This is a genomic window from Catenuloplanes atrovinosus (assembly GCF_031458235.1).
Classification (GTDB): Bacteria; Actinomycetota; Actinomycetes; order Mycobacteriales; family Micromonosporaceae; genus Catenuloplanes; species Catenuloplanes atrovinosus.
In genome coordinates this window covers 500,102-526,953 of record NZ_JAVDYB010000001.1, presented here as the reverse complement: position 1 = coordinate 526,953, position 26,852 = coordinate 500,102, and the positions used below count along the sequence as shown (strand labels likewise).

20 protein-coding genes and 3 tRNA genes are annotated in these 26,852 nt (G+C 70.8%); 11 read left to right on the top strand and 12 right to left on the bottom strand.

Features of this window, described 5'->3' with window-relative positions; translation table 11 throughout:
• Positions 1–12: 12 nt before the first annotated feature.
• Positions 13–1,452 carry an argininosuccinate synthase gene (gene argG / locus J2S41_RS02350; RefSeq protein WP_310362404.1) on the bottom strand — a complete coding sequence of 480 codons (1,440 nt, stop codon included), beginning with the start codon at positions 1,450–1,452 and terminating at the stop codon, positions 13–15.
• Between the two features lie 53 nt (positions 1,453–1,505).
• Here argG and J2S41_RS02345 point away from each other — a divergent pair, with 53 nt between their 5' ends.
• From J2S41_RS02345 to pflA, 3 genes are all read left to right on the top strand, one after another.
• Complete coding sequence (locus J2S41_RS02345; RefSeq protein ID WP_310362402.1) at positions 1,506–2,168, top strand: HAD family hydrolase; 663 nt, start codon at positions 1,506–1,508, stop codon at positions 2,166–2,168.
• Positions 2,169–2,261: 93 nt separating this feature from the next.
• Positions 2,262–4,520, top strand: a complete 2,259-nt coding sequence (gene pflB, locus J2S41_RS02340; protein WP_310362399.1) for a formate C-acetyltransferase — start codon at positions 2,262–2,264, stop codon at positions 4,518–4,520.
• The gene (pflA, locus tag J2S41_RS02335; protein ID WP_310362397.1) at positions 4,517–5,251 is read left to right on the top strand and encodes a pyruvate formate-lyase-activating protein; all 735 of its coding nucleotides are present in this window, start codon (positions 4,517–4,519) and stop codon (positions 5,249–5,251) included. Before pflB ends, pflA begins: the two co-directional genes overlap by 4 nt.
• Here the strand turns inward: pflA and J2S41_RS02330 are convergent.
• Positions 5,244–5,564 (bottom strand): methyltransferase, encoded by a 321-nt coding sequence (locus J2S41_RS02330; protein ID WP_310362395.1) that lies wholly within the window; start codon positions 5,562–5,564, stop codon positions 5,244–5,246. The two genes, pflA and J2S41_RS02330, sit on opposite strands and share 8 nt — an antisense overlap.
• A gap of 117 nt (positions 5,565–5,681) precedes the next feature.
• The gene (locus tag J2S41_RS02325) at positions 5,682–6,263 is read right to left on the bottom strand and encodes a DUF4232 domain-containing protein (RefSeq protein WP_310362391.1); all 582 of its coding nucleotides are present in this window, start codon (positions 6,261–6,263) and stop codon (positions 5,682–5,684) included.
• A 421-nt stretch (positions 6,264–6,684) separates the two neighbouring features.
• On the opposite strand from J2S41_RS02325, the gene J2S41_RS02320 reads away from it, so the two are divergent.
• Positions 6,685–7,359, top strand: a complete 675-nt coding sequence (locus tag J2S41_RS02320) for an SAM-dependent methyltransferase (protein ID WP_310362389.1) — start codon at positions 6,685–6,687, stop codon at positions 7,357–7,359.
• 106 nt (positions 7,360–7,465) lie between these two features.
• Positions 7,466–7,687 carry a hypothetical protein gene (locus tag J2S41_RS02315; protein WP_310362386.1) on the top strand — a complete coding sequence of 74 codons (222 nt, stop codon included), beginning with the start codon at positions 7,466–7,468 and terminating at the stop codon, positions 7,685–7,687.
• A gap of 75 nt (positions 7,688–7,762) precedes the next feature.
• Here the strand turns inward: J2S41_RS02315 and J2S41_RS02310 are convergent, their stop codons facing one another.
• Together J2S41_RS02310 and J2S41_RS02305 are read right to left on the bottom strand one after the other, a co-directional pair.
• Positions 7,763–8,257: a hypothetical protein gene (locus J2S41_RS02310; RefSeq protein ID WP_310362384.1), complete on the bottom strand. Its 495-nt coding sequence runs from the start codon at positions 8,255–8,257 to the stop codon at positions 7,763–7,765.
• 74 nt (positions 8,258–8,331) lie between these two features.
• Positions 8,332–8,883, bottom strand: a complete 552-nt coding sequence (locus J2S41_RS02305) for a histidine phosphatase family protein (RefSeq protein ID WP_310362381.1) — start codon at positions 8,881–8,883, stop codon at positions 8,332–8,334.
• A 170-nt stretch (positions 8,884–9,053) separates the two neighbouring features.
• Here J2S41_RS02305 and J2S41_RS02300 point away from each other — a divergent pair, with 170 nt between their 5' ends.
• Positions 9,054–11,201: an ATP-binding protein gene (locus J2S41_RS02300; RefSeq protein WP_310362380.1), complete on the top strand. Its 2,148-nt coding sequence runs from the start codon at positions 9,054–9,056 to the stop codon at positions 11,199–11,201.
• Positions 11,202–11,215: 14 nt separating this feature from the next.
• On the opposite strand, the gene J2S41_RS02295 is transcribed toward J2S41_RS02300, so the two are convergent.
• The gene (locus tag J2S41_RS02295; RefSeq protein WP_310362378.1) at positions 11,216–12,970 is read right to left on the bottom strand and encodes an Hsp70 family protein; all 1,755 of its coding nucleotides are present in this window, start codon (positions 12,968–12,970) and stop codon (positions 11,216–11,218) included.
• Between the two features lie 311 nt (positions 12,971–13,281).
• Here J2S41_RS02295 and J2S41_RS02290 point away from each other — a divergent pair.
• From J2S41_RS02290 to J2S41_RS02280, 3 genes are all read left to right on the top strand, one after another.
• Positions 13,282–13,355, top strand: a tRNA-Leu gene (locus J2S41_RS02290).
• A gap of 14 nt (positions 13,356–13,369) precedes the next feature.
• Positions 13,370–13,444, top strand: a tRNA-Leu gene (locus J2S41_RS02285).
• A gap of 3 nt (positions 13,445–13,447) precedes the next feature.
• Positions 13,448–13,520 (top strand) — tRNA-Ala (locus J2S41_RS02280).
• 154 nt (positions 13,521–13,674) lie between these two features.
• Here the strand turns inward: J2S41_RS02280 and J2S41_RS02275 are convergent.
• The 3 genes from J2S41_RS02275 to J2S41_RS02265 all read right to left on the bottom strand — a co-directional run bounded on the left by J2S41_RS02275 (position 13,675) and on the right by J2S41_RS02265 (position 18,201).
• Positions 13,675–14,250, bottom strand: coding sequence for a hypothetical protein (locus J2S41_RS02275; RefSeq protein WP_310362376.1), 576 nt, complete (start codon positions 14,248–14,250; stop codon positions 13,675–13,677).
• 112 nt (positions 14,251–14,362) lie between these two features.
• The gene (locus tag J2S41_RS02270) at positions 14,363–17,368 is read right to left on the bottom strand and encodes a tetratricopeptide repeat-containing protein (protein ID WP_310362373.1); all 3,006 of its coding nucleotides are present in this window, start codon (positions 17,366–17,368) and stop codon (positions 14,363–14,365) included.
• Between the two features lie 314 nt (positions 17,369–17,682).
• Positions 17,683–18,201, bottom strand: coding sequence for a hypothetical protein (locus J2S41_RS02265; RefSeq protein WP_310362371.1), 519 nt, complete (start codon positions 18,199–18,201; stop codon positions 17,683–17,685).
• A 227-nt stretch (positions 18,202–18,428) separates the two neighbouring features.
• On the opposite strand from J2S41_RS02265, the gene J2S41_RS02260 reads away from it, so the two are divergent.
• Together J2S41_RS02260 and J2S41_RS02255 are read left to right on the top strand one after the other, a co-directional pair.
• A complete protein-coding gene (locus J2S41_RS02260; protein WP_310362368.1) occupies positions 18,429–18,569 on the top strand; it encodes a hypothetical protein in 141 nt (46 codons plus the stop codon).
• Complete coding sequence (locus J2S41_RS02255; RefSeq protein ID WP_310362366.1) at positions 18,551–20,299, top strand: substrate-binding domain-containing protein; 1,749 nt, start codon at positions 18,551–18,553, stop codon at positions 20,297–20,299. Before J2S41_RS02260 ends, J2S41_RS02255 begins: the two co-directional genes overlap by 19 nt.
• Before the next feature lie 40 nt (positions 20,300–20,339).
• Here J2S41_RS02255 and J2S41_RS02250 read toward each other — a convergent pair whose 3' ends face one another.
• The 3 genes from J2S41_RS02250 to J2S41_RS02240 all read right to left on the bottom strand — a co-directional run bounded on the left by J2S41_RS02250 (position 20,340) and on the right by J2S41_RS02240 (position 26,707).
• The gene (locus J2S41_RS02250; RefSeq protein WP_310362363.1) at positions 20,340–23,069 is read right to left on the bottom strand and encodes an AbfB domain-containing protein; all 2,730 of its coding nucleotides are present in this window, start codon (positions 23,067–23,069) and stop codon (positions 20,340–20,342) included.
• Between the two features lie 153 nt (positions 23,070–23,222).
• Entirely contained in the window at positions 23,223–24,653 is a 1,431-nt protein-coding gene (locus tag J2S41_RS02245) for a rhamnulokinase (RefSeq protein ID WP_310362360.1), read from the bottom strand.
• Positions 24,650–26,707 (bottom strand): bifunctional aldolase/short-chain dehydrogenase, encoded by a 2,058-nt coding sequence (locus tag J2S41_RS02240; RefSeq protein WP_310362357.1) that lies wholly within the window; start codon positions 26,705–26,707, stop codon positions 24,650–24,652. The genes J2S41_RS02245 and J2S41_RS02240 overlap by 4 nt, the downstream gene beginning before the upstream one ends.
• Positions 26,708–26,852 lie beyond the last annotated feature (145 nt).

Genomic DNA, 26,852 nt, shown 5'->3' with positions numbered 1-26,852 from the left:
ACCGAGGGGTCGTCAGTCGGTGCCGGACTCCATGGCCGCGGCGTCGAGGAACTGGTCCTCGGCGGGCGGGACCGGGCTGGCCGCGATCGCCTCGGCGCCGCCGGCCGGCATGGCGCCGATCAGCGTGGTGGTGGACGGCTGGGCCGCGATCGCCTGGGTGCCGCCGACGATGCCGATCCGCGCGTACTGCTCGAGCCGGGCGCGCGAGTCCGCGATGTCGAGGTTGCGCATGGTGAGCTGACCGATGCGGTCCAGCGGGCCGAACGCGGCGTTCTCGGTGCGCTCCATGGAGAGCTTGTCCGGGTGGTAGCTGAACGCCGGACCGGACGTGTCGATGATCGAGTAGTCCTCGCCGCGCCGCAGCCGCAGCGTGACCTCGCCGGTGACCGCGGCGCCGACCCAGCGCTGCAGCGACTCGCGGCTCATCAGCGCCTGCGGGTCCAGCCAGCGGCCCTCGTAGAGCAGCCGGCCCAGCTTGCGGCCCTCGATGTGGTACGTGGCCAGCGTGTCCTCGTTGTGGATCGCGTTGACCAGCCGCTCGTAGACGATGTGCAGCAGCGCCATGCCGGGCGCCTCGTAGATGCCGCGGCTCTTCGCCTCGATGATCCGGTTCTCGATCTGGTCGCTCATGCCGAGCCCGTGGCGACCGCCGATCGCGTTCGCCTCCAGCACCAGGTCCACATCGTTCGCGAAGGTCTTGCCGTTGATCGCGACCGGCCGGCCCTGCTCGAAGCGGACCGTCACGTCCTCCGGCAGGATCTCCACGGACGGGTCCCAGAACTTGACGCCCATGATCGGCTCGACCAGTTCCAGGCCGACGTCCAGGTGCTCCAGCGACTTGGCCTCGTGCGTGGCGCCCCAGATGTTCGCGTCGGTGGAGTACGCCTTCTCGGTGCTGTGCCGGTACGGCAGGTCGCGCGCCTGGAGCCACTCGGACATCTCGTGCCGGCCGCCGAGCTCGTCGACGAACGCCGCGTCCAGCCACGGCTTGTAGATCCGCAGCGACGGGTTGGCCAGCAACCCGTACCGGTAGAAGCGCTCGATGTCGTTGCCCTTGAACGTCGACCCGTCGCCCCAGATCTGCACGCCGTCGTCGAGCATGGCGCGGACCAGCATGGTGCCGGTCACGGCGCGGCCCAGCGGCGTGGTGTTGAAGTACGCCCGGCCGCCGGTGCGGATGTGGAACGCGCCGCACGCGAGCGCGGCCAGGCCCTCCTCGACCAGCGCGGCGCGGCAGTCGACCAGCCGGGCGATCTCCGCACCGTACTGCCCGGCACGGCCGGGCACGGACGCGATGTCGGGCTCGTCGTACTGACCGATGTCGGCGGTGTACGTGCAGGGCACCGCACCCCTCTCGCGCATCCACGCGACCGCTACGGAGGTGTCGAGACCACCGGAGAAGGCGATACCGACGCGTTCGCCGGCGGGCAATGACGTAAGCACCTTGGACACGTCGAAATTATATGCAGACGGACGCATGATCATGCAACTGGGATACTGTGACGGTGACGATCCGGGCGCTGATCCTCGACTTCGACGGCCTGCTGATGGACACCGAGACCACGCTGCTGGAGAGCTGGCGGTGGGAGTGGCGGCGGCACGGCCTGGAGCTGGACCCGGCCGGGTTCTTCGCCGACCACGGCGGCGACGCGAACGAGGAGCGCTACGCCACGCTGGCCACCGCGGTCGGCGCCGGCTACGACCGCGCGCTCAGCCACCGGCTGCGGCAGGAGTACCGGCGCCGGCTCAACGACGCGCTCGCCCCGGCCGCGGGCGTGGTGAGCTGGCTGGACCGGGCAGGTGAGCTGGGGTTACGGCTCGCGGTGGCGAGCAGCTCGCCGGTGTCGCACGTGGGCGCGCTGCTCGGTCGCGCCGGCCTGCGCGACCGCTTCGAGGTGCTGGCGACCGGCGACGAGGTGGCCGCGCACAAGCCCGACCCCGCGGTCTACCGGCTGGCGCTGGACCGGCTGCGCGTAGCGCCGGGCGAGGCGCTGGCGTTCGAGGACACCGCGCACGGCGTGGCGGCGGCCCGGGCCGCGGGGCTGCGCTGCGTGGCCGTGCCGAACCCGCACGCCGACCCGGCCCGGTTCACCGCCGCGGACCTGCTGCTGTCCAGCGCCGCGGACCTGACGCTCGACGCGGTGCTGGAGAAGATCCGGGACGCCTGAGGCACAGCGGCCGTACCGCCCGGGACCTCCGGCCCTGTCCGCCGCGCGCCGCCGGGACGACGCTGGTCGTGACGGTGAAGGGAGGCCGGCGAGATGACGGCACAGGTGGCGGTACGGCCGCGGGCGGCGGAGCCCTGGCGAGGTTTCACCGGCGGCGACTGGCGCCGGGCGATCGACGTGGCCGCGTTCATCCGGGACAACTACACGCCGTACGAGGGTGACCACCACTTCCTCGCCGGCCCGACGGTCCGCACGATCGGCGTCTGGTCGCGGCTGCGGGCGATGTTCCCGGTGGAGCGCGAGCGCGGCATCTACGACGTGGACGCGAGCACGCCGTCCACCATCACGAGTCACCGGCCCGGCTACATCGACCGGGACGCCGAGCTGATCGTCGGGTTGCAGACGGACGCGCCGCTGCGCCGGGCGATCATGCCGAACGGCGGCCTGCGGATGGTGGAGAACGGGCTCCAGGCCTACGGGTACGTGCTGGACCCGGCCGTCCGGGAGACGTTCGGCAGGTACCGCAAGACGCACAACGACGCGGTGTTCGACGCGTACCCGGAGGCGGTCCTGAGGGCCCGGCGGTCGCACATCATCACCGGCCTGCCGGACGCCTACGGCCGCGGCCGGATCATCGGCGACTATCGGCGGGTGGCGCTCTACGGCGTGGACCGGCTGATCGACGACCGGCAGCGGGTCAAGCGCTCGCTGGACCACGCCCGGTCCACCGAGCACGTGATCAGGGACCGCGAGGAACTGGCCGAGCAGATCCGCGCGCTGCGCGAGCTGAAGGAGATGGCCGCCTCGTACGGCTACGACGTCTCGGGGCCGGCCACGAACGGCCGCGAGGCGATCCAGTGGCTGTACTTCGCGTACCTGGCCGCGACCAAGGAGCAGAACGGCGCCGCGATGTCGCTGGGCCGCACCGCCACGTTCGTCGACGTCTACCTCCAGCGCGACCTGACCGAGGGCACGCTCACCGAGATGGACGCGCAGGAACTGGTCGACGACTTCGTGATCAAGCTGCGGATCATCCGGTTCCTGCGCACGCCGGAGTATGACGCGCTGTTCTCCGGCGACCCGACCTGGGTGACGGAGAGCCTCGGCGGCCTCGGCGGGGACGGGCGCCCGCTGGTGACCCGGACCAGCTTCCGCTACCTCCAGACGCTCTACAACCTGGGCCCGGCGCCGGAGCCGAACCTGACCGTGCTCTGGTCCCGCGCGCTGCCCGAGGGCTTCAAGCGGTTCTGCGCGCAGGTGTCGCTGGACACCAGCGCGATCCAGTACGAGAACGACGACGCGCTGCGCCGCGAATACGGCGAGGACACCGCGATCGCCTGCTGCGTCTCCGGCATGCGGGTCGGCAAGCAGATGCAGTTCTTCGGCGCCCGGGCGAACGTGGCGAAGGCGCTGCTCTACGCGATCAACGGCGGCCGGGACGAGATCACCGGCGACCAGGTCGCGCCGGCGTCCCCGCCGCTGACCGGCGACGTGCTCGAGTTCGGCGAGGTGGTCTCCGCGTACGAGCGGACGCTGGATTGGCTGGCCGAGACCTATGTGGACGCCCTCAACGTCATCCACGCCATGCACGACCGGTACGCGTACGAGCGGCTGGAGATGGCGCTGCACGACTATCCCGTGCACCGCTTCCTGGCGACCGGCATCGCCGGCCTGAGCGTGGCCGTGGACAGCCTCTCCGCCATCCGGTACGCCACGGTCCGGGTGATCCGCGACGAGACCGGCCTGGCCGTCGACTACGAGATCGACGGTGAGTATCCGAGCTTCGGCAACAACGACGACCGGGTCGACGCGATGGCGACGTGGCTGGTGGAGGAGTTCATGGCCCGGATCCGGCGGCAGCCGGCGTACCGGGGCGCGGAGCCGACCATGAGCGTGCTGACCATCACGTCGAACGTGGTCTACGGCAAGCACACCGGCAACACGCCGGACGGCCGCCGCGCCGGTGAGCCGTTCGCGCCGGGCGCCAACCCGATGAACGGCCGGGACCGGCACGGCCTGGTGGCCGCCGCGCTCTCGGTGGCGAAGCTGCCCTACGCCTCGGCCCGCGACGGCATCTCGCTGACCTGCACGGTCACGCCGGACGGCCTCGGGCACACGCGCGAGGACCGGATCACCGACCTGGCCGGCGTGCTGGACGGGTACACCGAACTCGGCGGCTTCCACATGAACGTCAACGTGCTCGACCGCGCCACGCTGGAGGACGCGATGGCGCACCCGGAGAAGTACCCGCAGCTCACCGTGCGGGTGTCCGGGTACGCGGTGAACTTCGTGCGGCTGACGCGAGAGCAGCAGCGCGACGTCATCTCGCGCACGTTCCACGAGTCGCTGTGACGCTCCAGGGGGCCGTCCACTCGTTCGACACGTCGATCGGCGTGGACGGCCCGGGCACCCGCTTCGTGGCGTTCCTGGCCGGATGCCCGCTCCGCTGCCGCTACTGCCACTCCCCCGACACCTGGTACCGGCGCAGCGGCACGCCGATGACCGTCGACGAGCTGATGGCCGAGGTGAGCCGCTACGAGCGGTTCATCAAGATCAGCGGTGGCGGCGTCACCCTCAGCGGCGGCGAGCCGCTGCACCAGCCCCGCTTCGCGGAGGCGTTCCTGCGCGCCTGCAAGGCCCGCGGCCTGCACACCGCGCTGGACACCTCCGGCTTCCTCGGCGACCGCGCCCCGGACACCCTGCTGGACGCGGTCGACCTGGTGCTGCTGGACATCAAGTCCTGGGACCCGGCCACCTACCGCCGGGTCACCGGCACCGGCGAGATCGCGCCGACGCTCCGCTTCGGCCGCCGGCTCGCCACGCTCGGCAAACCCGTGTGGGTACGTTTCGTGCTGGTCCCCGGCCTCACCGACGACATCGACAACGTGCGCGGCATCGCCGGCTACGTCGCCGGGCTACCCTCCGTCGAACGCGTCGAGGTGCTCCCCTTCCACCGCCTCGGCCAGCACAAGTACGAGGCGATCGGCCTGGATTTCCCGCTGCGCGACACCCTGCCGCCGTCCCCCGACGCGGTCGAGGCGGCCCGCGACGCCTTCCGCGCCCACGGCCTCACCGTCACCTGACCGGTTCCGCGATCACCAGGCCGGTCGGCGGCAGCACCTCCCGCACCTCCAGCAGCCGCCAGCCGGTGTCGGTCAGCCACTCGGCCACCTCGCTCACCTCGTACGTGTCGCCGCCGCTGAACATCAGGAACTCGGAGGCGCCATTGACGCTGTCCCGATGCGGCGAGACCGGGTCCCGCCACCAGTCGACCAGCAGCAGCCGCCCGCCCGGCCGCACGACGTCGCGCAGCCGGCCCAGCAGCCTCACGCACCGCTCCGGCGTCATCAGGTGCAGCACGTTCGCTACGATCCGCTCCGGGGACACCTGCTCCATGCCGGCAGGATATCGACCGACGCAGATCGATACCATCCACCGGCCCGGCCCGTTCAGGCGATCATCGGCCCGTGGACCGGTGCGCCCGGGAACGCGGCGCTCACCGCTCCGGCGCGGTCACCAGGCGACGACCCCCTGCGGGGAGGGCTGGAGCGTGCCGACCGTGAGCGCGGACAACGGCAGCTCGTCGACGGTCTGCGTGCCGCCCGCCACCCCGGTGAACGTGGCCGTGACCGGCGCACCGCCGCCCTCCGGCGCGACGGTGAGCGTGGTCGCGACCGCGCAGTCCGTGGCGCTCTTGTCGCAGCTCGTCCACCTGAAGCCGGCGTACGCGCTCTGACCCGGGGCGACGTCGGCCGGCGTGGCCGGGCCGGGCTGCGGCACCTCCCGCACGGGCACGGTCAGCGCGCTGCCGTCCGCCGCCAGCAGGCCGAGCTTGGGCCAGCCGGTGAGCCGGCACGGCGCCGCGGAGGTGTTCGTGATCGTGAGCAGCGCGACCCCCGCCTTCTGCACGGTCGCCTCCGCCGTGATGTCCTCGCCGGTGCAGGCGTCACCGGGCGCACCGGTCACGGTCCCGCCCGCCGACTCGGCCGGGGCCGGCCCGGCCGGGGCCTCCCTCGGTGCCGGCGACGGCGACGTGCACGCGGCGACCGCACACAGCACCGCGGCCGACACGATGCCCCGCAATGGACGCCTCATGACCCTGTCCCCTCTCGACGGCTCCGGCACGATACGCGGTCCCACGACACGTCCATGCCCCCGGAATCCGGGCCACAGTAGCCCGGCCGGCGCGGTCCACCGTTCCGGGCCTGGCCCGGCCCGGTGGTCCACGACGCTACGGTGCGGAGATTCGTCCGGCGGTCGCGCGCCGGGGCCGGGTGTCGCCCGGCGAATGGGAGGCCGGCGGTCCATAAAAACTCGCTCGCGGGTACGGGCGGACGTCGTTAGCCTGCGCGGAACGCCGAAGTGGGAGTGTGGTGACCTATGACCGTCGTCGGTTCCGGAGTCGACAGGGTTGTCAGGAATCGAGACGTGAGGACACACGACTGTGGATATACCGAGGCACTTCGTCATTCGAGAGAGTAGTCACCGGGTTCTGAATCCGGTCGAGCCGGCGCAGTTGGCGACGCTGGGGGACGCGCTGCGGCTGCCGGCGGGCAGCACGGTCCTGGATCTGGCCTGCGGCAAGGGTGAGCTGCTGTGCACCTGGGCGCGGGACCACGGCGTGACCGGCACCGGCGTGGACCTCAGCACCGCGTTCCTGGCCGACGCCCGCGCGCGGGCGGCCGACCTGGGTGTCGCGGACCGGGTCGGGTTCGTGCACGGCGACGCCGGGCGGTACGTCGCGGACGAGCCGGTGGACCTGGTGGCGTGCGTCGGCGCGACCTGGATCGCCGGGGACACGCCGGGCACGGTGCGGCTGATGGAGCGCAGCGTGCGGCCGGGCGGGATGCTGCTGGTCGGCGACGTCTTCTGGCGGGTGGATCCGCCGCGCGAGGCGGTCGAGGCGATCTTCGGCGATCTGCGGGGCGTCGACTGTCTGTCGCTGCCGGGGGCCGTGGAGCGGTTCCACGAGCTGGGGTACGACGTGGTCGAGCTGGTCGCGGCGGACGAGCGCGGCTGGGACCGCTACGTGGCGGCCAGCTGGCTCAGCATGCGGCGGTGGCTGGACGCGAACCCGGACGACGAGCTGGCGCCGGAGATCCGGGCCGAGCTGACCCGGTCGCAATCGCAGCACGTGCGCTGGCAGCGGCCGTACCTCGGCTGGGCGATGTTCGCGCTGATGCGCCGGTAGGGAGCACGGGTGGCGGGGGCGCGATCGTCCCCGCCACCCGTCAAGATCGGTCTGCTAGCCTTCGCGCGGTTTTCCATAGTGGAACGCCTGCGAACCTGGAGGATCCATGGCTGTCACCGGTGATCTGAGCAAGATCGTCGACAAGGAGTACCAGGACAAGAGCCTGGAGGAGATCGCGGCCGCTCCGGTCGCGGCCCTCGCCGGCATCAGCGAGAACGGCGCGAAGTTCCTGCGCGACGCCCTGGGCATCCGCACGATCGGCGAGCTCGGCCGGAACAAGTACTTCCGCGCCTCCGCGGCGATCGTCGACCTGCTCGACGCCAAGTAAGTCACGATCGAACCCGTTCGGGGGTACGGCCCGGAGCCGCGATGCTCCCGGCCGTACCCCCGGATGATCTGCCTGTCAGATCGACTCGTCGAGGGCCGTGTGCCAGACCTCGGCGGCCTCCTCGTGGGAGCTGACGCCCTCGTGGAAGGCATCCGCGATCTTGAGGAACTCCTCACGCTCGACGTTGTCGAAGCCGAGGAATCTCGGGCGATGCACGGCGAATCCGTCACTGTCGGTGTTCGGACGGTACGGGACGGCCACGGCCATGGCGCTCCGCTCCGGGAAGTAGGAGACGGCGCGCACGATCAGCGCGTCGATGCGCGGCGTGGCGGCCAGGTGGATGAACCCCTCGACGACGAGCGCGGCACGCGTGGCCGCGAACTCGTTGGACTCGAGCGCCTCCTGGCCGGTCAGGGCCGAGATGCCCGGGTCGTCGTCGGCGAAGCGGGCCATGGCGCGGTCGCCGTCGGCGTGCTCGTAACCCATCAGCGGGACGAGCTTGTCGCCGGCGGACACGCTCCAGATGCCGTGCGCTGCGAAGAACCCAGCTAAGCGGGCTGTCTCTTGCATGGCTCGGAAGGATACGGCACCCCGGCGACACCTGACGTTGCGCGCGTTTGTCAAGATGCCGATCCGGGTGAGCGCTAGATCACAAGATGGCTGGCCTCGTTGAACGCGACCAGCGCGGGCGGCCGGCCGGGCCGGTAGAGGATCGTGGTCAGCGCGCAGTTGGACGCGTTCTGACCGAGCCAGCGCGGCTCCGGCGCGCCCAGCGCGTCCCGGAGGAACCAGCCGACCGTGAACGCGTGCGTGACGATCAGGTCGTGCGTCTCCGTCTCCGACGGCCGCGCGAACGTGGCCAGCGCCGCCCGGGCCAGCGCCGCGCCGTGCGCGTACTCCTCCTCGGTCACCTCGGCCAGGAAGTCCCGGAAGACGCGCGGCAGCGCGGCCGGGTCGCCGACCGGCGGGATGTAGTCGCCACAGACCTCCGACTCCCGCACCGGTACGCCCGGCAGGTGCGACGCCACGATCCGGGCCGTCTCGGCCGCGCGCGGCAGCGGGCCGTGGTGCAGCGCCGCGATGGGCAGCGAGGCCATCCGGGCACCGACGGCCGCGGCCTGGCGGCGGCCGGTCTCGGTCAACGCGCCGCCGGCCGCCTCGCCGTGCCGGACCAGGTGCACGAAACGGCCTGTCATGATGTTGTCTTCGTCCCTTCTGGACCGACGCGCGGACCGGCGGGTGCACATATCGTGACGGCCACTACCGGGGATTATGACTACGGGTAGCCGAAGTATGCGTTTCTGTCACGCCCCGTATGACTTTCGGGAGATTGAACCGCGTGGCCCGTCACTCTACGGTGTGTCGCGTGAGTGCCGTGAGATCGCTGAGCTCCCTGCCGATCCGATCCGTCGCGGACCGCCTGCGCGCGTCCCAACGGCAGACGTTCCTGGGCCGGCAGCCGGAGATGGCGGCGTTCCACGAGCTGTTGCGGCCGGACAGTCCGCACGCGCTGCTGGTGGTCGAGGGCCCGGCCGGCATCGGCAAGACCGCGCTGCTGGCCCGGTTCGCCGACGAGGCACGCACGGCCGGCCGCACCGTGCTGCGGGTGGACGGCCGGGACGGCGACGAGGAGCGCGCGGACGCGGCCGGGCCCGGCGCGCCCGTGGTGCTGATCGACGACGCGGACCGCATCCCCGCGCTGGAGGCGTGGCTGTGCGACCGGCTGCTGCCGCGGCTGCCGATGGACGCGCGCGTGGTGCTGGCCGCGCGCCGGTCGCCGATCACCCGGTGGAGCGCCGATCCCGGCTGGTCCCAGGCGATCCGCCCGCTGCCGCTCGGCCCGCTGAGCCGGCCGGACTCCGGCTCGCTGCTGCACCGCTTCGGCGTCGCGCCGCACCTGCGCCAGGCGATGGTCGCGTTCTCCGGCGGCAACCCGTCCGCGCTCGCGCTCGCGGCCCGCACCGCGCAGGCCACGATCCGCGACGGCGCGGGCTGGTCACCGACGCCGGAACTGCTGGACCGCGTGGTCGAGTCGCTGGCCGGCCCGCTGCCGTCCGCCACGCACCGGCTCGCGCTGCGGGCCGCCGCGCACTCGGTGGTGATCACCGAGGACCTGCTGCGCGCCGTGGTCGGCGACGAGGCCTCCGCCATGTTCGAGTGGCTGCGTACCCAGTCGTTCATGCACGCCTCCCCGTTCGGCCTGGTGCCGAACGGCGCGATCCGGCACTCGGTGGACGCGCACTTCGCCCACCGCGACCCGGACGGCCACCGCGCACTGCACGACCGCATCCGCGACTACCTGTACGAGCGCGCCCGGGTCGCGGCCGGCGACGCGATCATGCCGGCCATGGTGATGCTCGGCTACCTGCACCGCCGGTTCGGCGCCACCGCGTTCTACGACGCGATCCTCGGCATGCCGAGCGGCGCGCCGGACGACGCGGCCGCGATGCCGACCACCAGCGGCGTGTACGAGGACGCGGTCGACCCGTCCGAACTGCCCGCGCTGCTGGCGCTCAGCGACGAGCCCGAGCTGGTCGAGTTCTGGTTCGCGCGGCAGCCGTCCGCGTTCCGGGCGTACCGCCGCGAGGAGCCGATCCCGCTGCTGGACACCGCACGCGTCGGCCCGCTCCACCCGCTGGAGCCGCGGGCCGCGCGTGGCGAGCTGATCGGCTTCTCCGCGCTGCTGCGGCTCGGCGCGGAGGACGCGGCCGAGTGCGAGCGGGACCCGGTGCTGGCCGCCGCCTGGGCGTACACGCACACGGCCGCGCCGCTGGCCGCCGGCGAGGAGCTGGACGTGCTGCGCTTCGTGGCCCGTCCGTCCGCGGGCGCGCCGGCCGCGGAACGCCCGGCCGGCGAGCGCCTGGCCGGCCCGATGGAGCGCCGCCGGGCCGCGGCCGTGCAGGACCTCGCGGTCTACCGGGTGCTCGGCCGGATCGTGCGCCGGGACCGTCCTGGATGGACGTTCCTGGCCACGGACGCGCCGTCGCGGTGGATCGGCGCGCTGCGCTACTTCGACATGCCGGGCACCGGGCTGACCGCGACCACCGGCGGCCGGGAGCGGCACCTGTTCGCGCACGACTGGCGCGCGGCACCGCCGGCGCAGTGGCTGGCCGGCAACTCGGTGCGCCCGGTGGCGGAACTGCCGCCCCGCCCGGACCCCGGGCTGACCGTGCTCACCAGGGCCGAGTTCGACGCGGAGGTACGGTCCGCGCTGCGCGCCTGGCGCCGCCCGGAGCGGCTGACGGAGAGCCCGCTGCTGCGCACCGGCCTGGTCCGGGACGCGGCCGACCCGGTCGAGGCGCTGCGCCGCACGCTGGCGTCCGCGGTGGAGGCGCTGGGCCGGCAGACCCGGACCGTGAAGCAGCACCGCGTGCTGACCACCACGTTCCTGAGCGGGGCGCCGACGCAGGAGGCGGCGGCACGGCGGTTGGGCCTGCCGTTCAGCACCTACCGCCGCCACCTCACCCTCGGGCTGTCGGCGCTCTGCGACCGGCTGTGGCTGGGCGAGGACTGAGCCCGGGTACGGGTTCACGCGCGGCGGAGGTGGTACGTGATCTCGCCTCCGTAGAGCTGCAGTTCGTCCGGCCCGTCGCAGTAGTAGTCGTACTCGCGCTCACTGGTCGGCATCGGCTCGGTCTCCACCGTGGCGCCGTCACGCCGGGTGATCACCTCACCCGTCGCCTTCTCGTCGGTCATCGCCATGACGCCGGTGTCCAGCGCCTCGTAACGCCCGGTGACCTCGCCGCCGTACACGTACTCCCAGGTGTCACCGCCGTACTCGACGACCAGCGGCTTGCTGCCCTGGAAGCTGTGTGTATAGGTGCCGTCCGGCCGGAGCACGAGGGTGCCGCCGCCCTTCCCGATCGCCTCCACCTCGTCCTCGTCCTCGCCGAAGAGGGTCTCCTCCCGGTGCTCGATCTTCGTCCAGGTGCCGACCAGGCAGGACGACCCGCCGGTCGAGGGATCGGCCGGTCGCCCCGTCGGGCGCGCGCCGCCCGGCGCGGCGGTCTCCGCGCCCTCGGTGGCGGGCCGCCCGGTGGGCGTGCCCGTCGGATCGGCGACCGGCGTGTCCGGGCGCAGCAGCATCGGGCTGGCGGCCGCGGCCGCGATCGCCAGCACCACGGCGACGCTCGCGACGATCAGCGGCATCCGCCGGCCCCGGCCGCTCGCCGGTGCCGAGGCGGTGCGAGCCGCCGGGAACACCACGGTCGGCGCCGGCACCGGTGCCGGGGGCGGCTCGGTGGCGTAGAGCGCGCCCTCGGCCACCACCAGCTCCGGCTGATCCAGCAGCGACGGCGCCACGCCCAGCGCCCGGTGCAGCAGCGACGCGGCCAGCGGCATCCGGCTGGCGCCGCCGACCAGGAACACACCGCCGGGCCGTCCCACGGCCGCGGTCACCCGCGCCGCGGTGCTCACCGTCCGGGCCAGCACCGGCCGGGCCAGCTCGTCCAGTTGCTCCCGGCCCAGCGGCGCCTCGCGGTCGCCCGGCAGCGCGATCACGGTGGACGGCGCGCGGCTCAGCACCTCCTTGGCGTCCCGCGCGGCGTCCCACAGCGCGCGCCGGGCCCGCCGGTCCGCGCGCGTCGCCGGCATGGACAGCCGCGCCCAGGCCGCCGGGTCCCCCGGCCCGTACACCGACTCCAGGTGCGCCACGATCGCCGCGTCCACGTCCAGCCCGCCGGTGTCGTCCAGGCCCTCGGTCGCGGCGACGGTCAGCCCGTGCGCGTCCGCCCGGACCAGGGACGCGTCGAACGTGCCGGCGCCGAAGTCGTAGACCAGCACGGTGCCGCCCGGCGGGATCTTCGCGGCGGCGCGGCGCACCACGTAGCTGGCGGCCGCGATCGGCTCGCTGACCAGCGTCACGTACGGGAAGACGCGGCGCGCGGCCGCCTCCAGCCGGGCCCGGCGCGGCGCGGCCCAGGCGGCCGGGTACGTGATCGCCGCACTGGCTACCGGCGCGCCCGCGACCTGGTGCGCCTCCGCCGCCACGCGTGCGAACACGGCCGTGATGACATCCACGATGGACGGCTGCGCGACGCCGAGGAACAGCGTGTCGTCGTCGATGTGCCGCTTCGGCGACGGCTCGAACGCGGCCGGATCGGCCTGCGCGGCCTGCAGCGCGTCGCGGCCGACGACCAGCCGGCCGTGCGGATCGGCCCAGACCGCGGACGGCAGCAGCGGCGAGCCGTCGAAGAGGAGCGGCACCGGAGCACGGCCGTCGATCGAGATGAGCGCGACGGTGCTGGAGGTGCCGAAGTCGATTCCGAGCCGGGCTGCGGTCACGCGGGCCACGATACGGCCGCCGCGCCACCCGGAGAATGCCACGAATAAATGGTTGCGATTGGCGACGGCGAAGGATTAACGTATGAATCGGCTCCGGGAGGTCCGGGGGCGATGATCAGGAGGGGGTGACGGTCATGTCGGGTCAGGCGCTTCTCGCCGCACCGCTGGGCCTGGACTGTCTCTATCCGGCCCTCCTTGCCGCATCGGGCGGTCGTCCGCACTGACCAGCGTCAGCGCGAGACCACGCCGCCCTCCCCGCATCGGGATCGGGCGGTTTTTCTTTGCCTTCCCGACAATTCTTCATTCGCCATGCCTTCGTATCCCAATTGGCAGAGGAACGGCGTTGAGGACGCCGTGGTTGCGCGTTCGAGTCGCGCCGGAGGCACGCAATCATTTCAAGCCCGGGTAGCCCAACTGGCAGGAGGCACGCCGTTCAGCGCGGCGACAGTGTGCGTTCAAATCGCACTCCGGGTACGAGGGGTCGTAGCTCATCGGGAAGAGCGCTGTCTTCGCACGGCAGAGGTGGCGGGTTCGAGCCCCGCCGACTCCACGAAGCCTGACATTAATTGATTACTGCAGCGAGTCGACTCTCGGGCCGACACGCGGACGCCACAAGGGAGGGGGCGCGTCCTCCGGATTACTCAAGCGGCCCTTCGAGCGCGCGGATAGGTCTAAATAGATAGATAGACTGATAGGGGAAAATTCTATTCGGGCCCACGGTCTGCATATCCTTGCAGCAAAGGATTGAGCCCAATTCGACTAGAGTCGAGATTCCACAGCGCCAAGATGATGGAGAGGGCCTGGGAAGCAGTGAGAAGTGCGTTGCGCTCCGCCTCCAGAAGAGCGTCACCGCGCTCGATCATATCCGCGCTCAATGAGCCCGGCGCGAAGTCGTACAGCATCGCGTGAGGCGGTCGCGCGACCGCATTGCCAGGCCTCCTCAGGGCTTCCGTCCTCGGGAACACAACAGGGGTCGTGGGCGTCGCCGGGCCGACCGCACGCCTGATCTCGCGTCGAAGAAAGAGGGCCGGGTCGACGATCCGGTTGAATGACGTCGCATCGACAACGACGTGGCCACCCACCGATGCGATTCGCTTTCCACCGCGGTCCAGGTCAACAACGGTGACATCAACCTCGAGGAGACCGGCTCGGTATCCGAGTAGGGAAAACGCACGTAGCACCTCATAGCAGGTGACCAGAGGTGAATGATATCGCCTTCCGCTCACCACTCGTCGATGCGCGAGCACAGTAACAAACAGCGGCCGGACGTCGGCGGCCATCTCGGGTGACAACCATCCGGTAAGCGCCGATTTCGGCAGGGTCGGATATGTGAGAGTCCGAACCACAGCAGCGTTTCGGGTAATCGGCCGGCGGATCGGAGCCTTCCGCCGCTTAGTCACGAGACCGTCCCACTGCTCGAGCAACGGGTTCCGGCAATGTCTCTACCCATCGACACATGAGCCAGTGCACATCAGCCACGCCGACTTTTCGCCCGGACTCGATCGCCTCGACGTCTCGTCGGTTCACACCTTCTAGACGTTCTATCATCGCCAGAAAATCGGTCTGGTATAGAGCCAGGTAGGCTCGAACGATGTCCAGCCTGGCTTGGTCGCCCGGCCGCAAGGCCCTACCTCCAGCCAAATACCTCTCTGCGAGATTGCAGGTCTCAACGAGTACTTCCAGCGCATCGGCGGATCCTTCAGCAGCGAAGCTCAAGCAATGATGCGCCACATTGGAGAGCAGCGTCTCTACATCGCTATATTGGAACGTTTCCAGGGCGGCATATCGACTCATATCACGCACTATCGCAGCAGCCGCGCCATACTGATTCTTGTACATGCGCGCCTCGACACTAAATCGCCGCAAAGTCGTCCAGTGCAACATATACGCAGAATCTTGCAGGCGGAGCTCGATGTCAGTGATCAATTGATTCAGGTTATCATTCGCCCGCAGTCTTTCGCCCAGGCTGTGAACATCCATCGCGACAGAAGCCTTCGGATCCGCAGAGTCGTCCCTCGACACTAGGGCAAGCAAGACGCCCGCCAAATCCTTGACTCGCCGATGATCCGGAAGATCGACCCCGAGGTTGTATGCCACCTGAAAGGCACCGAACGTGGGAGTCCTCGCGCTGGCGCCATCCGCCGGTGTCGCCCTCGCGTGCCAGGCAACCACCTCGTCCAGTAGATCGCACACTTCATCTACGATGTCGATTGCACGAGCAGCTTGACGCATGATCGCCAGTGCGAGCTGAGCGTATGTACCGACCGCCATCGTCGGCGATAGCCTGTCGTTGGTGGATCTGAGGTACGCCAGCTCCGCACGCAGGTAAACTTCCGCCTCACGCCATTCTTCGGCGAGCCCCAACGCAGTTGCCGCATTCCCCCATAGCAGCGCAGTAGCGTAGTTGCTGATGTCATGCCGAAGTGCAGCCCTCGCTAGATAGACACAGTGGCCTTTGAAAACCAGGGCCAAGTCATGTCGATCTGCATCGATCAGATGCTGCAGCCAGCGCTGCGAGTGGTAGCCGGCTTGAGTGACGACGAATGCGACCGCGTTCTCTCTGGAAACATCATTGCGGATTACCTCTTGCACGATCTCGTTCATGCCGACCGAGAAGTCGAACGACTGCACCGTCACACGCTCGTCCACACCACCGAATATGGGCGCGTCGATGGCAACCAGTGAACCTCTGAGCATCTCTCGCAGAATCTCGCCGGCAGGCGGGTCGGCACCACTGTAGGCCGCAAATGAGTGTGCAACTTCGCGAACATCCTCCTCGGGATGGACAAATACATTTGCCATAAGCAAGTGAAAGGGTATATGTCGTGGCTGCATAAAGGCAGCAAAGCGTAAAGCCATGCGCGCGACGCTTGCCGCGTCGTCGGTCTCACCGCGTCGCTCCATGCGACGCATGGCGAGCAGCACGGCGCCAACCAAGGTGCTGGGATACCCCGGCGGTATCGAATCGTCATCGTCGAGCGCTCGCCGCACCAAGCGTTCGTAATCCGCCATCCCGGCAAGCCCTTCATGGGTGTCGACCAGATATGCGGAAGCCAGTTCGAGCGCCAGCGGCCACCGTAGCAAGTGGTCAGCGAGCTTGATCACCTGAGCTTTCGGCGGCATTGATTCCAAGCCCATCCTCATCCGCCGCAAGAGCAGCGTTATGGCTTGACTCTCAGTCATCGTCGGCACCTCAAGTTTGAAAATGTGGGCGCCATTCCATGAGGATGGGTCCGTCGTAGTCACTATTCCGTGGCCCACTCCAGCACTCGGCAGCCAACGCTTGATATGACGCGAGTCGGGCGCATTGTCGAATACGATCAACCATGGGACAGTAATCCTTGCCAGCCCAGCCTGAATACGAGCATGCAGTCGCTGTTCTACAGGTTGTGGCTGCACGTTCGCTTGAATCCATCTGTCGACATTCCGGAATGAACCGTCGATGGATTCTGCAGTTGCTGAATCAATCCAGAAAATCACGGCGTAATCGTCGCTACGGTCATTCGCCCATGCCGCTGCCAGGCTAGTTTTGCCAATTCCTGACAGTCCATGAAGAACGCATACGGGAACCTGCGGGGTGGGATTAGGCACAACGAGCGTTTCGGCGATTCGGTCGATGAGCTCCGGACGAGCGACATCGGTGAGACGTGGTGGGGCCCCCACGTTGAGCGCCCACTTGCGTCCGGCCACGGCGGCCGCGAGCGACGCATCGTCCATCGCCAACGCATTTCGAATTGAATCCAGCGGAATCAGCGGCACGCCGGGATCGGCCGCAGCAGACAGCACGTCCCAAAGGAGATGCCCGAGAAGAAGTCCTGCGGCATCCCAGCCAGGCGAGCCGGTGCGATACTTTCGGCGCAAGTGCCGGACAGTCTCGCGCATCTGACGTCTTATCTCGAATACCGAGCGATTATCGATCGCGATACGGCATCGCCGTAGTCTACGCCAGCCTTCCTCGTCGAGCTGGCGAAGCTTCTCGGCCACAGAGTTCGATCGACGCACCAGCGACAACAACGAATCTTTGAAGTGTTTATCCGACCCGCCGGAACCCTCTAGGGCGGCACACAAATTCCCGAACTCGCCCGTAGCAGGCCTAGTGACGAGAAGAAGGTAAGTGTCCGCTGGCCCGCTTATGAGTCGCAACAGAACCGCTACTGCGGCCGACGCTGTAAATTGCGCGGCGCCAGTGGTCTTCACCTGCGCCTTGATGAGGCACTCGGCATTACGATAGACGGCGAAGTCAACCGCTTCACTATCGTCATCCGGACCGCTCGGCGGTGGACTTTCGACGTAGATGCCGGTAACCGCGGAGGACGTGTCCAGCATCGCTTCGAAAGCGTATTCGAGAGTGCGTAGAAACTGATACTCGAACCCGCGTATCGCCTCTTGGCCGCCCACCCGTCCCTCCAATCGTCGCCCTGAGACCTACGGTAGGCGAGCCGGATTCGGAAGTCATCAGTGCACAGTTGTTCTCGGCAGGATGATGCGAGCTCTTCCGGGCCCTCAAGCCTCCAGCGTCTTGAAGATTGTTGCGTCTGCTGGCCAGGCATCGCAGCACGACCAGCATCGATCGTGCCGTAGCAGTCACCTAATGAACACCTAGAGATGGACTCTCGGGCCGCCCGACCTGGGCGAGACAAGCACCAGCGGTGGTCCGGCCACGCCGCCTGAGTGAAGCAGGATCCTGACACCCGCCAGGTTCATGACACCGGTCAGCGCGCCCGGACCGGCTCGTCGATGACCAGGCCGCGCTCGACCATGAAGTCCTCCAGCGCCTGTTCCTGCTCCTCGGTGAGCGGCTCGCGCGGCACGTCGAAGGAGCGTCCGCCGACCTCCGCGCGGAAGAAGTACGCGTTCGGGATGCGCACCGCGTAGCGGATGCCCGCCCAGTTCCACGTGGTGCTGCCGATCGGCGTGGTGGACTCCAGCGCCTCCTCCGTGATCAGCCACTCGCGCGGCAGGCACCAGGACGCGGGCACGGTCATGCCCTCCTGCCACTGGTCGTGCGCCCGGATGGCGAGCCCCACCGCGATCAGCATCAGCGCGAGCCCGGCCAGCGCCAGCTCGTCCGTGACGTCCGGCGACAGCAGGGCGAACGCGGCCCAGGAGGGCCCGACCGCGATCAGCGCCACGGCACCGAGCAGGCTCGGCATCGCGGCGGCGCGGGCCGCCTGCGCCTGCTGGTCGCGGAAGTACTCGCGGGGACGCGCGTACGTGAACTCGATTCGCACCGGTTGATCGTAGGGTGTGGCCGAAACGGACACTGTGGAGGCCGAGGTGCGGGGGACGCCCGCCACCGATCCGTCTGGGCTACGCTTCGCGCCGTGCCGGAACGAACCCGGGTGGGGACCGCGGGTGGCCCGGAGTGATCGCCGGTACGCTGTGCCGGGCGGTCGCGGGGCTCGTCCTCGTGGAAACCCGGGCGACCCGGGCGCGCACCGCGGCTATGGTCGAGCGGGTGCAGGCCGAGACGGAGCGGGTGGTCCGGGCGCGGGGGGCGATGTCGGTGGTCAGCAGCGTCACAAGCACCTCGCGGTGGCTTCCCGGGACGGACGCGCCCACCGAGGACGAGGAGCGGCGATGCGGGCACGGCGCCTGATCCCACTGCTGGCGGCCGCGGTCGCGGTGATCGTCGTGGTGAGCTTGATGATCACCGCGGTGATGCGGCAGGAGAAGTGCATCGAGCTGCGGATGTGGACCTCCGAAGAGAAGTTCGTGCAGCTCAAGGACCTGACCGACGGCTACGGCCGATCCGGCCGGCGGGTCGCGGACCGGTGCGTCTCCGTCCAGCTCACGATCAACGACTCGCGTGGTGCGTACCAGGCGCTGGCCGGCCAGCCGGGTGCCACCTGGAGCGACGCGGAACGGCCGGACATCTGGAGCCCGTCGTCCAGCGTGTGGGTCGAGCGGCTGCGCGCCTCGGTCGCGGAGCGGCCCGGCCGGGTCACCGGCGTCGGCGCCGCCCGCAGCCTCGCCACCACGCCGGTGGTGATCGCGATGCCGCAGCCGATGGCCCGCGCGCTCGGCTGGCCGGAGACCCCGATCGGCTGGCGCGACCTGCTGGCACTGGCCCGCGACCCGAACGGCTGGGGTGCGAAGGGGCACCCGGAGTGGGGCCGATTCCGGTTCGGCAAGACGAATCCGCTGGAGTCCACGACCGGCCTGCTCGCCACGGTCGCGAGCGCCTCCGCGCTCAGCGGCGCACCGTCGCTCACCACGGACACGCTGCCCGGCGTCGCCGGCGACCTGCGCGACCTGGAGCTTGCCACGGTGCACTACGGCAGCCAGCCGCACGCGTTCCTCGGCAACCTGTACAACGCCGCTCAGGAGGACGACGGCCTCGGGTACATCAGCGCCGTCGCGCTGGAGGAGAAGGTGGTGCTCGACTACAACCAGGGCACCATCCTCGACGACCCGCCGCGCCAGGAGACCGCGCCGCGGCAGCCGCTCGCGGCCGTCTTCCCGAGCGACGGCACGATCGTCCAGGACCATCCCGCGCTGGTGCTGGACGCCGCGTGGGTGACGCCCGAGCGCCGGCTGGCCGCGGAGGACTTCCTCGCCTTCGCCGGGGAGAACGCGGAGATGTTCACGGACGCCGGGTTCCGGGACGCGGAGGGCAAGCCCGGCACGCCGCACACCACCGAGGCCGGGACCGTGCCCACGCCGGTCTACCAGCCGGTGCGTACGCCGGACATCGGGGTGATCGACGGCGTGACGGAGCTGTGGGAGCAGACCCGCCGGCGCGCCGACGTGCTGGTGGTGATGGACACCTCGGCCTCGATGAACACGATGGTCGAGGCGGCCGGCCGGTCGAAGCTGGCGCTGGCCCGGTCCGCGGCCGCGCAGGTGCCTCGCCACCTCACCGCGGACGACCGGGTCGGGCTGTGGGAGTTCAGCGGCGAGTTGGGGGCCGGGCCCACGCCGTGGCGCCCGCTGCTGGCGCCGGGGCCGGTCGCGGACGTCTCCGGCGAGTTCGGGAGCGAGGTGCAGGCGTTGCGGGCCGCCGGGCCGACCGCGCTCTACGCCACCACCCGCGCCGCGGTGCGGGAGATGACCGCACGCGCCGACCCGGACCGGATCAGCGCGGTCATCCTGATCTCCGACGGGGAGAACGAGTACCCGGCGGACGACAACCTGGAGACGCTGCTCACCGGCCTGAGCGAGCAGGACCCGGACCGCGCGGTCCGCGTCTTCACCATCGCGTACGGCGAGGAGGCCGACGCGGTCACGCTCGGCAAGATCTCCGCGGCCACGCGGGCGCTGTCCTACGACGCGACCGACCCGATCACCATCGAGGCCGTCATGCGGGACGTCCTGTCGAACTTCTGAGGCCCGGGCCGGCGGGCGGACCCGCCGGCCCGGAGCGTCATCACCCGAGCGGCGCGGCGACCCGCCAGGAGGTGTCGGCGGCGTAGCCGGCCGCGGAGTCCTGCGGCGTGTGCGGGCCGCCGGACGCGGCGATCCACACCTGCGCCGAGTAGTGCCGGACCGCGTGGCCGGCCATGTTGTAGGACCACAGCGTCACGCCGCCGCCCGTGCCCGGCTCCGCGCAGAACGTGGCGTCCCACGGGAAGACCGTGCCGCCGTCGGAGGCGTCCAGGCGCAGGCGGAAGTTGGAGTGGCGCAGGTAGCGGCCCGGATAGTTGACCGATTCGAGCGAGTAGCAGGACGGGTCCGCCAGGCCGGGCCGGACCGTGAACGTGGCGTCCGCCCGGCTGGTGGCGTCCGAGGACGCGGTGACCACGGACGTCACGCCGAGCGAGTCCTGGTGGCGCAGGTAGCGGTCGGTGAAGCCGGGCGTGGTCACGCCGAGCGACACGCGCGCGCCCGCGGCCAGGTCCGCGCCGCTGCGCCACCACGGGGAGGCCACCTGCCAGGTGGTGTCCGCGGCGAACGAGGCGGCGCCGTCCCACGGGTTACCGCCGCCGGACGCCGCGATCCAGACCTCGCCGTTGTAGTGGCGCAGGAACCGGCCCGGCTGGTTGTAGGCCTCGAACGAGATGCCCGCGGCGGTCTTGCCGGTCCGCGCGCAGAACGTGGCGTCCGCGGCGAACAGCGCGCTGCCGTCGGAGGCGTCCAGGCGCAGCCGGGAGTTCGCGTGCCGCAGGTAGCGGCCCGGCAGGTTGCGCGACTCGAACGACCAGCAGCCGGAGCCGGCCAGGCCCGGCCGTACCCGGAACGTGGTGTCCTGGCGGGACAGCGGGTCCGAGATCGGCGCGGTGACGCCGAGCGACGCGGAGTGGCGCAGGTAGCGGTCGGTGAAGCCGGGCGTGGTCACGCCGAGCGAGATCGACTCGCCGGGCCGCAGCCAGGCGGCGGCGCCCTGCACGGCCTGGTGGGCGGCCCGGACCTGGGCCTCGTTCATCTTGAAGACCTGCCGGTCGTACGTGTAGAGGCCGTTGAGCTCGTTCTCCACGTCCGTCGGCTCGGTGTAGATCGATCCGGACAGCCCGCGCGACCGGATCAGCCCCTGCAGCGTGTCGGTGACCTCCACGTACCGCCGGGTCAGCGCGGCCGGGTCCGCGGTCATCTCGTAGCTGAAGCCGGCGCCCGGCTGCCACTCGTGCCCGGCCACGCGCAGGCCGAGGCCGCCGAACTCGCCGAGCTGCGCGATCCGGGTGGCGCTGGGCAGCGCGGTGACGCCGGGGCCGACGTAGATGTGGTCGTCGACCACGTCGCCGTTGCCCGGGTCGCGCCCGCAGCAGTTGGAGCCGGAGTTGCCGTTCACCAGCCGGGTCGGGTCGTACGCCTTGACCAGGTCGGTGATCCGGGCCTCGTCGTACTCGCCCCAGCCCTCGTTGAACGGGATCCACTGCACGATCGACGTGATGCCGCGCAGCTGGTCGATCATGCGCCGCAGCTCGTCCTCGAAGGTGGTGCGGTCGGCGGCGGACGGGTTGACGCCGGTGCGCATGGACGGCATGTCCTGCATGACCAGCAGCCCGAGCCGGTCCGCGTGGTAGAACCAGCGCGCCGGCTCCACCTTGATGTGCTTGCGGACGGTGTTGTAGCCGAGCGCCTTCTGCCGCTCCAGGTCGAAGCGCAGCGCCTCGTCCGTGGGCGCGGTGTAGATGCCGTCCGGCCAGTAGCCCTGGTCCAGCGTGCCCATCTGGAAGTAGAACCGGCCGTTCACCACCGGGCGCAGGAAGCCGTTGACGACCGCGGTCGAGATGGACCGCATGCCGAAATATCCGCCCACGCTGTCGCCGCCGGAGAGCGTGACGCGCAGGTCGTAGAGGAACGGGTCGTCCGGGCTCCACAGGCGCGCGTTCGGCAGCGGGATGCGCAGTCGCGTGCCGACCGGCGCGGACGCGGTGGCCACCGTGGTGCCGCCGGTGGAGACGGTCGCGGTGACGGTCTGGCCGGACGCGCCGGCAGTCCGCACATCCAGGTCGAGGGCCTGCCCGGGTACGTCCGGAGTGGTGTCCAACCGGGTGATCCGTCCCGGCGCGGTCGGCTCCAGCCAGACGCTCTGCCAGATCCCGGACGCGGCCGTGTAGAAGATGCCGCTCGGGTTGAGCCGCTGCTTGCCGAGCGGGATGCCGGCCGCGTCCACCGGCGAGTGCACGCCGACGATCAGCTCGTTCGTGCCGCCGTTGAGGTGGGGCGTGACGTCCAGCGACCACGCGTCGTACCCGCCGGTGTGCGAGCCGGCGCTGACGCCGTTGACCCACACGTTCGCCCGCCAGGTGACCGCGCCGAAGTTGAGCTGCACGCGCCGGCCGGACCAGGACGCGGGCACGGTGAACGTGCGCTTGTAGAACATGAGGTTCTCGTGCCGCATGATGCCGGACAGCGCCGACTCGATCGGGTACGGCACCAGCACGGTCTCCGGCAGCGTCTGCCCGACCGGCGGCGTGGTGATCTGCGACGACGCGGTGAACTGCCACTGCCCGTTGAGACTCTGCCAGTCCGGCCGGGTCAGCTGCGGCCGCGGGTACTCCGGCAGCGGGTTGGTCAGCGACACCTGCGAGGTCCACGGCGTGGACAGCGGCGGCGTCTTGGGGACGTAGGCGGCGTTCGCGGCGCCCGGGTGCACGAGGATCGCGGAACCGGCGGCGAGGACGGCTGCCGCCAGCCAGGTCAGGACCTTCTTCATCGGCCTGCTCCTACGGAGAGAGCGCTTTCAATTAGGACTGTTTATAGAGCGCGCTCGCTGCGTACGCAATGGTGGACGTCGATGAGGCGACCGCGGCCCCCTCGGACTCCCGTGCCGAGCGGGCCGCGCCGCCGTCCGTACCGTGTGGTGCTTCTAGGGCTCGTCCCAGCCCAGCCGGGAGGCTGCGGCGGACCACGCGTCCTGACCGCCGCGCGGCTCGTAGCGGGTGAGCGGCTGCGTCTCGCGCAGCAGCGCGCGCAGCTCGGCCAGGCCGGGACCGGCCGCGCCCGCCGCGCGCGCCTGCACCAGCACGTTGCCGAGCGCGGTCGCCTCGACCGGCCCGGCCAGCACCGGGAGCCCGCAGGCGTCCGCGGTGAGCTGGCAGAGCAGCGCGTTGCGGGCGCCGCCGCCGACCACGTGGACCACGTCGACGCGCCGGCCGGAGAGCGCGGCGGCCTCGCGGACCGTGCGGCGGTGGGCGAGCGCCAGGCTGTCCACGACGGTCCGGACCACCGCGGGCGGGTCGGCCGGGACCGGCTGGCCGGTACGGCGGCAGAACTCCGCGATCCGGGCCGGCATGTCGCCGGGCGCCAGGAAGTCCGGGTGATCCGGGTCGACCACGGAGGCGAACGGCTCGCGCACCGCGGCCTCGGCCAGCAGGCCCGGCAGGTCGGGCCCGCCCCAGACGCGGCAGGACTCCTGGAGCAGCCAGAGGCCCATCACGTTGCGCAGGTAGCGGATGGTGCCGTCGACGCCGCCCTCGTTGGTGAAGTTGGCGGCGCGGCCGGCCTCGGTGAGCACCGGCTCGTCGAGCTCCACGCCGACCAGCGACCAGGTGCCGCAGGAGATGTACGCGAAGTGCGCGTCCGCCGCCGGCACCGCCACCACCGCGGAGGCGGTGTCGTGCGAGCCGACCGCGACCACGGCCGGCCCGCCGTCGAGGTCCCGTGCCCGCCCGATCACGGTGCCCGGCTCGCGCAGCGGCGGGAACAGCCGCTCGTCCAGCCCGGCCTGTGCGATCAGCTCGCTGGACCAGGCACGTTTCCGCAGGTCGTAGAGCTGGGTGGTGGACGCGTTGGTGATCTCCGCGCCGATCTCGCCGGTCAGCCAGTAGGCGATCAGGTCGGGGATCATCAGGAACCGGTGCGCGGCGGCCAGCTGCGGGGTGCCGATCGCGGCGGACAACTGGTACAGGGTGTTGAAGGGCAGCTGTTGCAGGCCGGTGACCGCGTACAGCCGCTCCTCGCCGATCCGCGCGGCCACGTCCCGCCAGACGCCGGTGGTGCGCGCGTCCCGGTAGTGCACCGGGTTGCCGAGCAGCGCACCGGTGGAGTCCAGCAGGCCGTAGTCGACCGCCCACGAGTCGATGCCGATGCTGTCCACCGGCCCGGCCGCGCGCAGTCCGTCCAGCACGCCTCGGTACAGCGCCAGGATGTCCCAGTGCAGCGTGCCGCCGACCGGGACCGGCTCGTTCGGGAAGCGGTGCACCTCGTCCAGCGTGAGCGTGCCGCCGTCCAGGCGCGCCCTGATCACCCGGCCGGACGAGGCGCCCAGGTCGACGGCGGCGAACGATCGCGCGGTCATCGGAGGAAGGCCGCGGCCACGCCGGCGTCGACCGGGACGTGCAGGCCGGTGGTGTGCGACAGCTCGCCCGCGGTCAGCACGAACACGGCGTTCGCCACGTGCTCCGGCAGCACCTCGCGCTTGAGCAGCGTGCGCTGCGCGTAATAGGCGCCCAGTTCCTCCTCCGGCACGCCGTAGACCGCGGCCCGCTTCGCGCCCCAGCCGCCGGCGAAGATGCCCGAGCCGCGGACCACGCCGTCCGGGTTGATGCCGTTGACCCGGATGCCGTGGCCGCCCAGCTCCGCCGCGAGCAGCCGCACCTGGTGCGCCTGGTCGGCCTTGGCCGCGCCGTACGCCACGTTGTTCGGACCGGCGAACAGCGAGTTCTTCGAGGAGATGTAGACGATGTCGCCGCCCATGCCCTGCGCGATCAGGATCTTCGCGGCCTCGCGGGAGACCAGGAAGGAGCCCTTCGCCATCACGTCGTGCTGCAGGTCCCAGTCCGCCTCCGTGGTCTCCAGCAGCGGCTTGGAGACGGAGAGCCCGGCGTTGTTGACGACCAGGTCGACGCCGCCGAACGCGCGCGTCGCCGTGGCCAGCGCCCTGGCGACCGCGTCGCCGTCCGTCACGTCCGCCTCGACCGCGATCGCCGCGTCGGTGCCGCCGATCTCGCCCGCCACCGTCCGCGCGGTGTCCAGGTTGCGGTCCGCGACCACCACGCAGGCGCCCTCGGCCGCGAGGCGCAGCGCGATCGCGCGCCCGATGCCGGAGCCGCCGCCGGTCACGAACGCGACCCGGGTGGCCAGCGGCTTCGGCTTCGGCATGCGCCGCAGCTTCGCCTCCTCCAGCGCCCAGTACTCGATCCGGAACTTCTCCGCCTCGTCGATCGGCGTGTAGGTGGACAGCGCCTCGGCGCCGCGCATCACGTTGATCGCGTTGACGTAGAACTCGCCGGCCACCCGCGCGGTCTGCTTGTTCGCCCCGAAGGAGAACATGCCCACGCCCGGCACCAGCACGATCGCCGGGTCCGCGCCGCGCATGGCCGGGCTGTCCGGCGCGGCGTGCCGCTCGTAGTAGGCGCGGTAGTCCTCCCGGTACGCCTCGTGCAGCTCCTTCAGCCGCGCGACGGTGTCCTCGATGGACGCGTCCGGACCCAGATCCAACACCAGGGGCTTCACCTTGGTACGCAGGAAGTGGTCCGGGCAGGAGGTGCCCTTCTCGGCCAACTCCGCCAGCCGCTCCCGGCCCACGAAGTCGAGCACCTCCGGCACGTCCGTGTAGTGCCCGACCTGCGGCCGGTCGGTGGACGCCAGGCCACGGACCACCGGGAACAGCGCCGCCGCGCGGGCGTGGCGCTCCGCCTCGGGGAGCGGCTCGACCACGGTCGCGCCGAACGGGTCCGGCCGCCCGTTCGCCTCGATGTATGCCGCCGCGGTCTCGATGATGGTCAGCGAATTGCGCTCGCACTCCTCGCTGGTCGCGCCCCAGGCCGTGATGCCGTGCCCGCCGAGGACGCAGCCGATCGCCTGCGGATTCGCCTTCTGCACGGCCGCGATGTCCAGGCCGAGCTGGAAGCCGGGCCGCCGCCACGGCACCCAGACCACGCGGTCGCCGAAGATCTCCTTGGTCAGCGCCGGCCCGTCCGCCGCGGTGGCGATCGCGATGCCCGCGTCCGGGTGCAGGTGGTCGACGTGCGCGGCCTCCACCAGCCCGTGCATGGCCGTGTCGATCGACGGCGCCGCACCCCCGCGCCCGTGCAGGCAGTAGTCGAACAAGGACACCATCTCGTCCTCGCGCGCCGAGTCGACGGGGCCGGCGGTGCCGGCGTCACCCGGGTACACGTCCACGAGCGCCCGCAACCGGTCCAGCCGCAGCACCGCGAGGCCCCCCTCGGTCAGCGTGCCGAGGTCACCACCCGAGCCCTTCACCCAGACGAGCTCCGTCGGCGCGCCGGTCACCGGGTCGGTGTCGGTCGCCTTCGCGGAGGTGTTGCCGCCGGCGTAGTTGGTGTTGCGCGGGTCCGCGCCCAGCCGGTTGCTGCGGGTCAGCAGGTCGCGCACTGCGGGGTTCGTCATGGTGTCCTTCTCGCGGAGGTGGCCGGGACTCTCGAATACGCCATGAAACGTTTCATGAATTTCGGACAGGTTACGGCCCGCGCTGCGGCCCGGTCAACCCCCGGCCCGGCGTATGAAACGTTCAAGAAGTCCGGCCGCGACACAC

Bases quoted from the DNA above. Each gene is read 5' to 3' on its own strand.
- J2S41_RS02275 (WP_310362376.1), bottom strand. From the start codon at position 14,250: ATGGCCGCCGACGTCCGGCCGCTGTTTGTTACTGTGCTCGCGCATCGA.
- J2S41_RS02325 (WP_310362391.1), bottom strand. From the start codon at position 6,263: ATGAGGCGTCCATTGCGGGGCATCGTGTCGGCCGCGGTGCTGTGTGCG.
- J2S41_RS02240 (WP_310362357.1), bottom strand. From the start codon at position 26,707: ATGACGAACCCCGCAGTGCGCGACCTGCTGACCCGCAGCAACCGGCTG.
- J2S41_RS02245 (WP_310362360.1), bottom strand. From the start codon at position 24,653: ATGACCGCGCGATCGTTCGCCGCCGTCGACCTGGGCGCCTCGTCCGGC.
- J2S41_RS02310 (WP_310362384.1), bottom strand. From the start codon at position 8,257: ATGCAAGAGACAGCCCGCTTAGCTGGGTTCTTCGCAGCGCACGGCATC.
- J2S41_RS02315 (WP_310362386.1), top strand. From the start codon at position 7,466: ATGGCTGTCACCGGTGATCTGAGCAAGATCGTCGACAAGGAGTACCAG.
- pflB (WP_310362399.1), top strand. From the start codon at position 2,262: ATGACGGCACAGGTGGCGGTACGGCCGCGGGCGGCGGAGCCCTGGCGA.
- J2S41_RS02330 (WP_310362395.1), bottom strand. From the start codon at position 5,564: ATGGAGCAGGTGTCCCCGGAGCGGATCGTAGCGAACGTGCTGCACCTG.
- J2S41_RS02305 (WP_310362381.1), bottom strand. From the start codon at position 8,883: ATGACAGGCCGTTTCGTGCACCTGGTCCGGCACGGCGAGGCGGCCGGC.
- J2S41_RS02255 (WP_310362366.1), top strand. From the start codon at position 18,551: ATGCGGGCACGGCGCCTGATCCCACTGCTGGCGGCCGCGGTCGCGGTG.
- J2S41_RS02250 (WP_310362363.1), bottom strand. From the start codon at position 23,069: ATGAAGAAGGTCCTGACCTGGCTGGCGGCAGCCGTCCTCGCCGCCGGT.